Source organism: Chelatococcus sp. XZ-Ab1 (genome assembly GCF_029309855.1).
Taxonomy (GTDB): Bacteria; Pseudomonadota; Alphaproteobacteria; order Rhizobiales; family Beijerinckiaceae; genus Chelatococcus_A; species Chelatococcus_A sambhunathii.
Genome location: NZ_JARKII010000003.1, coordinates 156,241 through 168,599 on the forward strand (window position 1 = coordinate 156,241; position 12,359 = coordinate 168,599).

Here is a 12,359-nt window from a genome sequence, read left to right on the forward strand (position 1 = left end):
GACGTGCAGGGGGCCCCAGGCCGCGCCTGCCGCGCTTTTGGGCAGTTGCCATGCGACACGCCTCGCCCTTGCCCGAAAAAGCGGGACGGCTGCCGCTTGACAGTGCCGCTCATCCAGTTGCAGATTATTTGTATACCAACAAAAAACTGATCGGCATTGCTGATGCCGTCAGAGGGTGAACATCAGTTTCGGGAGGCATCGATGTACCTCCGTCCGCGGACCCTCGACGAAGCGCTCGGCGCGCTCGCGACAACGGGCGCGCAAGTCCTGGCCGGCGGCACGGATGTCTTTCCGGCCCTCGGCGACCGGCCGCAGGCGCGCCCCTTCCTCGACATCTCGGCGCTGCCGGAGCTGCGCGGCATCGGCATGGGGCCGGACCATGTGCGCATCGGCGCCGCAACCACCTGGACCGAGGTCGCGAGGGCAGACCTGCCGCGCGGCTTCGACGCCCTGAAGGCCGCTGCACGCGAGGTCGGCTCCATCCAGATCCAGAACCGCGGCACGATCGCCGGCAATCTCTGCAACGCCTCGCCCGCCGCCGACGGCGTGCCGCCGCTGATCGCGCTCGATGCCGAGGTCGAGCTCGCCTCCCGCGCCGGCATCCGTCGCCTGCCGCTCGCCGCCTTCATCTCGGGCTATCGCCGCACGGAGCGGCGCGAGGACGAGATCGTCACGGCGGTGCTCGTGCCCCATGCCATGACGGATGCCCGCTCCGTCTTCCTCAAGCTCGGCGCGCGGCGCTATCTCGTCATCTCCATCGTCATGGTCGCGGCCATGCTGCGCACCGACGAGACGGGCCGCATCGACGCGGCGCGCGTCGCGGTGGGTTCCTGCTCGGCCGTGGCCCAGCGCCTGCCGGCGCTGGAAGCGGCGCTCATCGGCAAGCCGGCCGCGGCCGGTATCGGCACGGCCTTCGCGGCCGCGCATCTTGCCCCCCTTTCCCCCATTGACGACGTGCGCGCCACCGGTGCCTACCGCGCGGATGCGGCCGAGACGCTCGTCGCCCGCGCGCTCGAAGCCTGCGTGCGCGATGCGGCCAAGGAGGCCGCCTGACATGCTCGACCGGGTTGCCGCAACCGAGAGCCACGCCGGCCTCGCCCTCACCGTGAACGGCCGGACGGTCGAGGTCACCGCCTCGCCCGCCGCGCGCCTCTCCAGGGTGCTGCGCGACGACCTCGGCCTCACGGGCACCAAGGTCGGCTGCGACGCCGGCGACTGCGGCGCCTGCTCCGTGCTCGTCGACGGCGAGGCCGTCTGCTCCTGTCTCGTCGCCGCCGGGCAGGTCGAGGGCTGCAGCGTCACTACTGTCGAAGGCCTGCCGACCGACCACCCCGTCGCCGGGCGCCTCGAGGAAGCCTTTCTACGCCACGGCGCCGCCCAGTGCGGCATCTGCACGCCGGGCATGCTGGTCGCCGCCGTCGCGCTGCTCGCCCGCAACGAACGGCCGGGCGAGGTCGAGGTGCTCGACGCCATCGGTGGCGTGCTCTGCCGCTGCACCGGCTATCGCAAGATCGTCGCCGCCATCCTCGACGTGGCGGCCGAGGCGCGGGCCGAAGTGCTGCCGGAGGGCGGCGAGGCCGTCGGCGCCCGCATCCGCCGTCTCGACGGGCTGAAAAAGGTGCGCGGCACCGACATCTTCGGCGCCGACGAGGCGCCGGCCGATGCGCTCGTCCTCCGGGCCGTGCGCAGCCCCTACCACCGCGCCGCTTTCACCTTCGGCGACATCGACGCCTTCCTCGCCCGCCATCCCGGCATCGTGCGCGTCTTCACGGCGAAGGACGTGCCGGGCGAGAACTGCTACGGCGTCATCCCGCCCTTCGCCGACCAGCCGGTCTTCGCCGAGACGGAGGCGCGCTTCCGCGGCGAGGCTGTGGCGGCCATCGTCGGCGAGGCCGCGGCCATGGCCGCGCTCGACCTGTCCGACTTCCCCGTCACCTGGCAGGAGCTGCCGGCCAATACGACGATCGATGCGGCGCTCGCGGAAGACGCGCCGCTCGTGCACACGGGCCGCGCGGGCAACATCCTCGTCGGCGGCCGCGTCGTCAGGGGCGATGTCGAGGCCGCGCTCGAGAAGGCCGACGTGGTTGTCGACGGCGAATTCGAAACCGGCTTCGTCGAGCACGCCTATATCGAGCCGGAGGCCGGCTTTGCCCGCCGCGTCGGCGAGCGCATCGAGGTGCAGGCCTGCACCCAGGCGCCCTACATGGACCGCGACGACGTCGCCAAGGTGCTCGGCATCACGCCCGAGGCCGTGCGCATCATACCGACCGCCGTCGGCGGCGGCTTCGGCTCCAAGCTCGACCTCTCGGTGCAGCCCTTCGTCGCCGTCGCCGCGTGGCACCTCGACCGGCCGGTGCGCATGACCTACACGCGCCCCGAGTCGATCATGACGACCACGAAGCGCCACCCGGCGCGTATACGGGCACGGGCCGGCGCGATGAAGGACGGCAGGCTCGTCGGACTCGATTTCCACGGCGACTTCAACACCGGCGCTTATTCCTCCTGGGGCCCGACGGTGGCAAACCGCGTGCCGGTGCACGCCTCCGGTCCCTATTACGTGCCGCATTACCGGGCGTTGACGCGCGCCGTGCACACGCACCTGGTGCCCGCCGGCGCGTTCCGCGGCTTCGGCGTGCCGCAGGCGAGCATCGCGCAGGAGCAACTCTACGACGAGCTCGCCGACAGGATCGGCATGGACCGGCTGGAATTTCGCCTGCGCAACGCGCTGCGCGCCGACCAGCCGACCGTGACCGGCCAGGTGCTCGGCGAAGGCGTCGGCATCCGCGCCTGTTTCGAAGCCCTCGTGCCGCACTGGCAGCGCGCGCGGGCCGAGGCGGCCGCCTTCAATGCGACGAGCGAGCGCAAGGACGACGGCCGGCTGCGCCGCGGCGTCGGCGTCGCCGGCATGTGGTACGGCTGCGGCAACACCTCGTTGCCCAACCCCTCCACCATCCGCGTCGGCCTCAAGCGCGACGGGCGCATCGGGCTGCATCAGGGCGCGGTCGACATCGGCCAGGGCTCCAACACCGTCATCACCCAGATCTGCGCCGACGCGCTCGGCGCGCCGATTGCCCGCTTCGACCTCGTCTCGGCCGACACGGATCTGACGCCCGACTGCGGCAAGACCTCCGCCTCGCGCCAGACCTTCGTGACCGGCAAGGCCGCCGAACTCGCGGGCCGCGCGCTGCGCGCCGCCATCCTGCGCCTCGCCAATGCCGGCGAGGGCGCGACGGTCACTTTCGCCGACGATACGGTCACCGTGCGCGACGGCGGCCACGAGCGCGCCATCGCCCTGGCCGATCTGCCGGCCGACGAGCACGGCTACCTGCTGACCGGCGAAGCCACCTTCGACCCGCCGACGAGCCCGCTCGATGCCGACGGCCAGGGCGTCCCCTACGCCGTCTACGGCTTCGGCGCCCATATGGTGGAGGTCGAGGTTGACACCGCGCTCGGCACGGTGAAGGCCCTCAAGATCACCGCGGCGCACGACGTCGGCCGCGCCATCAACCCGACCCTCGTCGAGGGACAGATCGAGGGCGGCGCCGCGCAGGGCCTCGGCCTCGCCCTCATGGAGGAGTTCTTCCCTGGCAAGGGGGAGAACCTGCACGACTATCTCGTCCCCTCGGCCGGGGACATGCCGCCGGTCGAGTCCATTCTCATCGAGGATGCCTCGCCCATCGGTCCCTTCGGCGCCAAGGGCATCGGCGAACAGGCGCTGATCCCGACCGCCCCGGCCATCCTCAACGCCATTCACGACGCCGCCGGTGTGCGCATCCGCCGCGTGCCGGCAACGCCCGACCGGGTGCGCGCCGCGATTCTCGCCGCCAGAAGCGTACGAGGCTGACATGCAGAACGACCAGGCGGCCGCCCCGGGCGCGGCCAGGGACGACAAGATCCGCTGTGATGCCTGCCCCGTGATGTGCTACATCAAGCCGGGCATGACCGGTGCCTGCGACCGCTACGCCAACCACGAGGGCGAGTTGGTCCGCGTCGACCCGCACGTCGTGCTGGAGCGTACGCTCGCCCAGGGCGGCAACGTGGTGCCCTTCAACAGGGGCGAATGGGACGGCACCATCGTCCAGGGGGAGGAGACCTTCGTTACCGCCATCGGCGCCGGCACCACCTATCCCGACTACAAGCCCGCGCCCTTCATCGTCTCGTCCGAGGTGGACGGAGTGGACATGGTGACGGTCGTCACCGAAGGCATCTTCAGCTATTGCGGCGTCAAGGTGAAGATCGACACCGACCGCCACCTCGGCCCGGAGCAGGCGACCGTGCGCGTCGAGGGTGAGGCCGTCGGCCACGTCACCACCGGCGAATACGGCTCGCAGATGCTGTCGCTCGGCGGCGTGCATCACCTGACCGGCAGCTCGAAGAAGGAGGGCCGCGTCACCTGCGACGCGCTGCTCGACCTGTGCAACGGCAAGGCGGTGGAAATGACCATCGACGACGGCGCCACCGTCGTCGTTCAGGCCGGCAAGCCGCCGATCGTCAACGGCGTCGCTGAGGAGCGCATGCGCGTCGGCTGCGGCTCGGCCACCATCGGCATGTTCGCCAAGCAGTGGCACGGCAAGGTCGACGAGGTGGTGGTAGTCGACGATCACATCACCGGCGTTCTCTCCGAGCACCAGGCCGGCAAGCTGCTCGACATCCCCGAGACCGGCATCAAGATGAAGGGCCGGCGCTCGACCCCGGGCCGCTACTTCCAGGTGGCGGAGCCGGGCACGGGCTGGGGCGGCACCAACATCTCCGATCCCCTGTCGATCCTCGGCCCCTTCGATCCCAAGGTGGCGCGACCGGGCCTCCGGCTCCTCATGGTCTCCACCACCGGCGAGCACCATGCCTATTACGAGCTCGACGAGGCGCTCACGCCGGTCGAGCGCGCGCTGCCCGAGGCGCTCAGCCAGTCGGTCGAGCGCATCAAGGAGAACTGCGAGCCCGCCCTGTGCACCGTGCTCTTCATGGGCGGGGCCGGCGGCTCGCTGCGCGCCGGCGTCACCGAGAACCCAGTTCGCCTCACCCTCTCCGTCAAGGACGCGCTCACCTATGTCACCTGCGGCGGCGCTCCGGTCTATGTCTGGCCTGGCGGCGGCATCACCTTCATGGTGGACGTGACGCGCGTGCCGGAGAACGCCTTCGGCTACGTGCCGACACCGGCCCTCGTCGCGCCCATCGAGTTCACCATGCGGCTGAGCGACTACGAGGCGCTCGGCGGCCATATGGGCGAGGTCCGGCCGGTCTCGTCGCTCGAGCCGGGCGAGGCGCGCCGGCAGGTCCCGCACCGCCTGGACAATCCGTGGCCGCTATCGCCGCAGAAGGCGAAAAGGTCGCACGGATGAGGGACGCCGCCACCGCCCGCATGCTGCCCGACGGGCGCCGGCTGCACCTGCAGCACGGCCCGATCGACCTCGTCATCGAGGCCTTCGGCGAAGCGAGCGAGGTGGCGCGCGCCTACGAGGCGGCCGCGCGCCGCTTCGCGACCCTGCTCGACGAGCTGTGCGCCGAACTGCCGGCCCTGCGGCGGCAGGCGCGCCCCGGCGATCCGCCGCTCGCCGGCACCGTCGCGCGGCGCATGCAGGGCGCCGTCATGCCCTATGCGGGGGCTGGCTTCATCACGCCCATGGCGGCCGTTGCCGGCGCCGATGCGGACGAGGTCCTCGCCGCCATGCTCACCGTGGCACGGCTCGACAAGGCCTATGTCAACAACGGCGGCGACATCGCGCTCCATCTTAGCGCGAGCAGCACCTTCTCCATCGGCATGGTCGACAGGCCGGACGAGCCGGGCCTCTTCGGCACCCTCAGCCTCACCGCCGCGCATGGCGTACGAGGCATCGCGACGAGCGGCCGGCACGGGCGCAGCTTCTCGCTGGGCATCGCCGACGCGGTCACCGTGCTCGCCCGCGACGCGGCGGCGGCGGATGCGGCCGCAACCATGATCGCCAACGCCGTCGACCTGCCGGGCCATCCCGCCGTCATGCGCGTGCCCGCCTCGGCCCTCGCGCCGGAGAGCGACCTCGGCGAGCGCCCGGTGACGCGCGCCGTGCGCTGCCTCGACGCCATCGACATCGCGGCGGCGCTCGACGCCGGCTGCGGCTTCGCGCAGGCGCTTCTCCACCGCGGACTGATCGTTGCCGCGGCATTGCATTTGCAAGGTCACACGCGAACGGTAGGCTCGCTGCCGGCCGCACCCACCGTCGCGGCGCCCGCGCCGCGGCTGGCTGACACTTTCCGGGAGACGGGTCCGATCCATGCCTGACGTCGATGTCCGCAAGCGCCTGATCACGGTGGAGGAGATCTTCCACGAGGGCGGCCAGCCGGCCGCAAGGCCCCTCAAGCGCGGCGCCATCGTCGCCGTGATCGCCAATCCCTTCGCCGGCCGCCATGTCGAGGACATCGCCGGCTTCATGGACGACCTGAAGCCCCTCGGCCTCGCCATGGCGCGGGACCTCATCGCCGCCCTCGGCGGCGACGTCGCGGCGATCGAGGGCTACGGCAAGGGCGCCATCGTCGGCGCCGCGGGCGAATTGGAGCACGGCGCGCTGTGGCACGTGCCCGGCGGCTATGCCATGCGCGAGGCCCTGGGCGATGCCAAGGCCATCGTGCCCTCGACCAAGAAGGTCGGCGGGCCGGGCGCGCGCCTCGACGTGCCGGTCACGCACATCAACGCTTCCTACGTGCGCAGCCATTTCGACGCCATGGAGGTGGGCATCCCCGATTCCCCGCGCGCCGACGAGATGGCGGTCATCCTCGTCATGACGACGGGGCCGCGCATCCACGCCCGTGTCGGCGGGCTGAAGGCGAGCGAGATCAAGGGAGAGGACGGCCTGAGATGAAGGCGAAGATCCGCAAGATCGCGACATTCGTCGAGGAAATCCACACCGAGATGGGCCGGCTGGTGAGCCCGCCGACCCGCAAGGCCGCGGCTGTCGCCGTGATCGAGAACCCCTTTGCCGGGCGCTATGTCGAGGACCTCGGCGAGCTCATGGACATCGGCGAGGAGCTCGGCGGTCTCCTGGCGGAGAAGGCCGTCGCGGCGCTGGGCATCGAGGGGACTGCGGCCGAGAGCTACGGTAAGGCCGCTCTCGTCGGCGAGAACGGGGAACTGGAGCACGCCGCCGCCATCCTGCACCCGCGCATGGGCACGCCCGTGCGCAAGGTGCTGGGCAAGGGTGCGGCCCTCATTCCTTCGTCGAAGAAGCGAGGCGGGCCGGGCGCGGTGCTCGACATCCCGCTCGGCCACAAGGATGCCGCCTATGTGCGCAGCCACTTCGACGGCATGGAGGTGAGCCTCAATGACGCGCCGCGGGCCGGCGAAATCCTGGTGGCGGTCGCCGTCACCGATTCCGGCCGACCGCTGCCGCGCGTCGGCGGGCTGACGAAACAAGAGATCAAGGGTGAGGACGGCTTGCGCTGACGGTCCAGACCAGAGGGGACGGGCGCGGACGACAACGGGAGAGAGCACATGCGGACGAGATTGCGAAAATCGGTAGCCTTTGCAGCCCTGGCCATTGTCGCGGCCACCGGCGTCGCCCGAGCCCAGGGCGAGATCAAGATCGGCGAGATCAACAGCTATTCGGCCCTGCCGGCCTTCACCGAGCCCTACCGCAAGGGCTGGCAGCTCGCCATCGAGGAGATCAATGCCAAGGGCGGCGTCGACGGCAAGAAGCTCGTCGTCATTTCCAAGGACGACGCCGGCAAGCCGGCCGAGGCCGTGACGGCTGCCAACGAGCTCGTCTCGCGCGAGGGCGTGGCGCTCATCACCGGCACCTTCTTCTCGCACATCGGCCTGGCCGTGGCCGATTTCGCCAAGCAGAAGCAGGTGTTCTTCATGGCGGCCGAGCCGCTGACGGACGCCATCACCTGGTCCAAGGGCAACGACTACACCTTCCGCCTGCGTCCCTCCAACTACATGCAGGCGGCGATGCTGGCCGAAGAGGCGGCCAAGCTGCCGGCCAAGCGCTGGGCGACGGTGGCGCCGAACTACGAATACGGCCAGTCGGCCGTCGCCGTGTTCAAGGAGCTTCTCTCGAAGGCCCGCCCGGACATCGAATGGGTGGACGAGCAGTGGCCGCCGCAAGGCAAGATCGACGCCGGCGCGGTGGCGCAGGCGCTGCTCGCGTCGAAACCCGAAGCCATCCTCAACGTCACTTTCGGCGCCGACCTGGTGAAATTCGTGCGCGAGGGTAACACCCGCGGTCTCTTCAAGGACCGTTCGGTCGTCAGCTTCCTCACCGGCGAACCGGAATATCTCGACCCGCTCAAGGACGAGACTCCCAAGGGCTGGATCGTCACCGGTTACCCCTGGTACGACATCAAGACGCCGGAACACGACGCCTTCCTCAAGGCCTACCAGGCGAAGTTCAACGATTATCCACGCCTTGGCTCCATCGTCGGCTACGGCACGATGAAGGCGGTCGCGGCCGTCCTCGCCAAGGCCGGCTCGACGGAGACCGACAAGCTCGTCGCCGCCGCCAAGGGCGTCGAGGTCGACACGCCCTTCGGCAAGATCGTCTTCCGGGCGACCGACCACCAGTCGACGCTCGGCGCCTATGTCGGCAAGACCGATGTGCGCGACGGCAAGGGCGTGATGGTCGATTCCGTCTATCGCGACGGCGCGAACTACCTGCCGTCCGAAGAGGACGTGAAGCGGCTCCGGCCGCAGGGATGAAGTTGCGGCTGAGGCCTCGGGGAGCGCCGCTGCCGTAACGAGAGCGGCTGTTCCCCTCGCGCTCGGGGGCAGGGGCGGAGGGCGGTACGACCGACGCTGCGCCCCGGGCAGCAGCCCTTGCAGCGCACCCTTTCCCGCCCTCCCACACAGGGCGGCGAGGGACCGGGGCACTGTCGCTCACGTTCGTGCAAGCTACCGCCCGAACCTGGCGCATGACGCCGGGGCTGACCAGAACCAGAGGGTCGCGTCCGTGGAATTCATCGTCGTCCAGTTCCTGACAGGCCTCGCCAGCGCGGCCTCCCTGTTCCTCGTCGCGTCCGGCCTGTCGATCATCTTCGGCGTCACGCGCATCGTGAACTTCGCCCACGGCGCCTTCTACATGCTCGGCGCCTATGTGGCCTATACGCTCACGGAGCGCTTCGAGGGCTTCTTCGGCTTCTGGGGCGGCATCGTCGCCGCGGCCCTCGTCGTCGCGGCCGTCGGCGCACTGCTGGAGATCGTGCTGCTGCGCCGCATCTATCGCGCGCCGGAGCTGTTCCAGCTGCTCGCCACCTTCGGCGTGACGCTGATGGTGCAGGACCTCGTCGTCATGATCTGGGGGCCGGAAGACCTCGTCGGCCCGCGGGCGCCGGGCCTGCGCGGCGCCGTCGATATCCTCGGTCTCGCGGTGCCCACCTACGACCTCTTCCTCATCGTGCTCGGCCCGCTCGTTCTCGGCGGCCTGTGGATCCTCTTCCACCGCACGCGCTGGGGCGTGCTCGTGCGCGCGGCGACACAGGACCGCGACATGGTGGCGGCCCTCGGTGTCAACCAGACCTGGCTGTTCACCTCGGTCTTCGCGCTCGGGATCTTCCTCGCCGGCCTCGGCGGCGCGCTGCAGATCCCGCGCAACGCCGTCACCCATCTCATGGACCTTTCGATCATCGTCGAGGTCTTCGTCGTCGTCGTCATCGGCGGCCTCGGCAGCGTGCTCGGCGCCTTCATCGCCGCCGTGCTCGTCTCGGAACTCAACGCCTTCGGCATCCTGATCTTCCCCAAGATCTCGATCGTCCTCGTCTTCCTCGTCATGGCCTGCGTGCTCATCGTGCGGCCATGGGGCCTGCTCGGGCGCCCCGAAGGGCCGGCGCGCCAGCCGGCCGGGCTCAGCATCCGCCCGTGGCAGCCGATGAGCCAGAACCAGCGCCTCGTCATGCTCGCCGTCGTCGTCGCCGCGGGTTTTGCGCCCTTCGTCACCGGCGACTACGCGCTGACGGTGCTGGCCGAGATCGCCGTCTTCGCCCTCTTCGCGGCGAGCCTGCACTTCCTGATGACGGTCGGCGGCCTCGCCTCCTTCGGCCATGCGGCCTATTTCGGCCTCGGCGCCTATGGCGCGGCCTTCGCCACCACCATGTTCGGCATGCCGATGATCGGCTCGCTCCTGCTCGGGCCGCTGCTCGGGGTGGCCGGCGCCATCCTCTTCGGCTGGTTCTGCGTGCGCCTGTCGGGTGTCTATTTTGCCATGCTGACGCTCGCCTTCGCGCAGATCGCCTGGTCCATCGCCTTCCAGTGGGTCGAGGTCACCGGCGGCGACAACGGCATCCTCGGCGTGTGGCCGGCGAGCTGGGCCGCTAGCCCCGCCGCCTTCTACTGGCTCGCCCTCGCCGTCTCCGTCGCCGGCATCGTGGCGCTGCGCGTACTCGTCTTCTCGCCCTTCGGCTACGCGCTCAGGGCAACGCGCGATTCCGCCCTGCGCTCGGAGGCGATCGGCATCGACCGCTCGCGCGTGCAGTGGGCCGCCTTCGTCATCGCCGGAACGTTCGCGGGCATCGCTGGGGCGCTCTTCGCCTTCCTGAAGGGCAGCGTCTTCCCGGACAACCTCGCCATCCCGATGTCGGTCGACGGCCTCGTCATGGTGCTGCTCGGCGGCATCGAGACGGTGTCGGGGGCCGTCGTCGGCGCCATCGTCTACAAGGCGCTCGCCATCTGGCTCGTCAGCCAGACGGACCTGTCGAAGCTCGTGCTCGGCGCCATCATCGTGCTGCTCGTCGTCGCCTTCCCCAAGGGCATCGTCGGCTTCGCGGAGGACCTCCTGGCCCGCCGCCGCGCCAAGGCCGACGACGGCGGCGCCGCGGCGCGGACCACACCCGCCAAGGCACCCGCCAAGGCGCCCGCTGCGACCTCCGGCAGCGGCGCCGCCCCGATCGCCGCCCCCAAGATGGAGGCCGCAAGATGAGCGCGCCCATCCTCGAAGTCGAGAAGCTGTCGAAGTCCTATGGCGGCGTGCATGCGGTCAGAGGCGTTTCCTTCACCCTCGCCGCCGGCGAGATCCTCGCCCTCATCGGCCCCAACGGCGCCGGCAAGAGCACGTGCTTCAACATGCTCAACGGCCAGATCGGCCGCGATACGGGCTCGGTGAAGATCCTTGGCCGCGACACGACGGGCCTGCGTCCGCGCGAGATCTGGCGCCTCGGCGTCGGCCGCACCTTCCAGATCACCGCCACCTATCCCTCGATGACCGTGCGCGAGAACGTGCAGGTCGCGCTGCTCTCGCACCACCGCGAGCTCGGTCGCCTGTTCGGCTTTGCTGGCGCGCGCCACCGCGCCGAGGCCGACCGGCTGCTCGGACTCGTCGGCATGCGCGACCTCGCGGAGCGACCGTGCGGCGAGCTCGCGTACGGCGACCTGAAGCGCCTCGAACTCGCCATCGCCCTCGTGAATGAGCCGAAGCTCCTCCTGATGGACGAGCCAACGGCCGGCATGGCACCGAGGGAGCGGGTCGCGCTGATGCGCCTTACCGCGACGATCGCGCGCGAGCAGTCGATCGGCGTGCTCTTCACCGAGCACGACATGGACGTGGTCTTCGAGCATGCCGACCGGATCATGGTGCTGAACCGCGGCAGCCTCATTGCGGGCGGCACGCCGGCGGAGGTGCGCAACAACCCGGACGTCAAGGCCGTGTATCTCGGCGAAGGCAGCGTCTACGGCGGAGAGGCCGCGGCATGAAACTCGAAGTCCGCCAGCTCAACAGCTTCTACGGGCCCGCCCATATCCTCTTCGACGTCGACATCAATGTCGGCGCCGGAGAGGTGGTGGCTCTGCTCGGCCGCAACGGTGCCGGAAAGTCCACCACCTTCCGCTCCATCGTCGGGCTCGTCGCCCGGCGCGAGGGGCGCATCCTCTTCGAGGGCGAGGACATCACGGCGCGCCCGACGCACGAGATCGTGCGCCGCGGCCTCGGCTACGTGCCCGAGGACCGGCGCATCTTCACCGAGCTGACGGTCGAGGAGAACCTCATGGTCGGCGAGCAGCCGGAGCGGACGGGCGCCCCCCGCTGGACGCCGGAGAAGCTCTATGCGCTCTTTCCCAATCTCGGCGAGATGCGGGGGCGCCTTGGCGGACGCATGAGCGGCGGCGAGCAGCAGATGCTGACCATCGCCCGCACGCTGATGGGCAACCCTTCCCTCGTCCTCCTCGACGAGCCGTCGGAGGGGCTCGCCCCCAAGATCGTCGAAGAGATGGCGAACGCCATCCTCGCCATGAAGAACGAGGGCCTCAGCATCGTCCTGTCGGAGCAGAACCTGCATTTCGCGCGGCTGATCTCGGACAGGGCCTATATCATCGAAAGCGGGCGCATCCGCTTCGGCGGCACGATTCGCGAGCTCGAGGAGAGCCCCGACATTCGTGACGCTTATCTTGCAGTGTGATAGGCGGC

Annotated in this window: 10 protein-coding genes; all 10 read left to right on the forward strand. The window is 70.1% G+C overall.

Going from position 1 to position 12,359, the window contains the following annotated elements; genetic code table 11:
- Positions 1 to 201 precede the first annotated feature (201 nt).
- The 10 genes from P2T65_RS06580 to P2T65_RS06625 all read left to right on the forward strand — a co-directional run bounded on the left by P2T65_RS06580 (position 202) and on the right by P2T65_RS06625 (position 12,351).
- Entirely contained in the window at positions 202 to 1,053 is an 852-nt protein-coding gene (locus P2T65_RS06580; protein ID WP_276199449.1) for an FAD binding domain-containing protein, read from the forward strand.
- A 1-nt stretch (position 1,054) separates the two neighbouring features.
- Positions 1,055 to 3,844 (forward strand): molybdopterin cofactor-binding domain-containing protein, encoded by a 2,790-nt coding sequence (locus tag P2T65_RS06585; protein WP_276199450.1) that lies wholly within the window; start codon positions 1,055 to 1,057, stop codon positions 3,842 to 3,844.
- Between the two features lies 1 nt (position 3,845).
- Positions 3,846 to 5,339 (forward strand): 6-hydroxynicotinate reductase, encoded by a 1,494-nt coding sequence (locus tag P2T65_RS06590; protein WP_276199451.1) that lies wholly within the window; start codon positions 3,846 to 3,848, stop codon positions 5,337 to 5,339.
- Positions 5,336 to 6,256 (forward strand): UPF0280 family protein, encoded by a 921-nt coding sequence (locus P2T65_RS06595; RefSeq protein ID WP_276199452.1) that lies wholly within the window; start codon positions 5,336 to 5,338, stop codon positions 6,254 to 6,256. Before P2T65_RS06590 ends, P2T65_RS06595 begins: the two co-directional genes overlap by 4 nt.
- Entirely contained in the window at positions 6,249 to 6,833 is a 585-nt protein-coding gene (locus P2T65_RS06600) for an amino acid synthesis family protein (RefSeq protein WP_071923041.1), read from the forward strand. The genes P2T65_RS06595 and P2T65_RS06600 overlap by 8 nt, the downstream gene beginning before the upstream one ends.
- Positions 6,830 to 7,414: an amino acid synthesis family protein gene (locus P2T65_RS06605; RefSeq protein ID WP_276199453.1), complete on the forward strand. Its 585-nt coding sequence runs from the start codon at positions 6,830 to 6,832 to the stop codon at positions 7,412 to 7,414. The genes P2T65_RS06600 and P2T65_RS06605 overlap by 4 nt, the downstream gene beginning before the upstream one ends.
- A gap of 48 nt (positions 7,415 to 7,462) precedes the next feature.
- Positions 7,463 to 8,668, forward strand: coding sequence for an ABC transporter substrate-binding protein (locus P2T65_RS06610; protein ID WP_055459446.1), 1,206 nt, complete (start codon positions 7,463 to 7,465; stop codon positions 8,666 to 8,668).
- Positions 8,669 to 8,918: 250 nt separating this feature from the next.
- The gene (locus tag P2T65_RS06615) at positions 8,919 to 10,880 is read left to right on the forward strand and encodes an ABC transporter permease (protein ID WP_276199454.1); all 1,962 of its coding nucleotides are present in this window, start codon (positions 8,919 to 8,921) and stop codon (positions 10,878 to 10,880) included.
- Positions 10,877 to 11,650 carry an ABC transporter ATP-binding protein gene (locus tag P2T65_RS06620; RefSeq protein ID WP_055459448.1) on the forward strand — a complete coding sequence of 258 codons (774 nt, stop codon included), beginning with the start codon at positions 10,877 to 10,879 and terminating at the stop codon, positions 11,648 to 11,650. The genes P2T65_RS06615 and P2T65_RS06620 overlap by 4 nt, the downstream gene beginning before the upstream one ends.
- The gene (locus P2T65_RS06625; RefSeq protein ID WP_276199455.1) at positions 11,647 to 12,351 is read left to right on the forward strand and encodes an ABC transporter ATP-binding protein; all 705 of its coding nucleotides are present in this window, start codon (positions 11,647 to 11,649) and stop codon (positions 12,349 to 12,351) included. The genes P2T65_RS06620 and P2T65_RS06625 overlap by 4 nt, the downstream gene beginning before the upstream one ends.
- Positions 12,352 to 12,359: the final 8 nt, after the last annotated feature.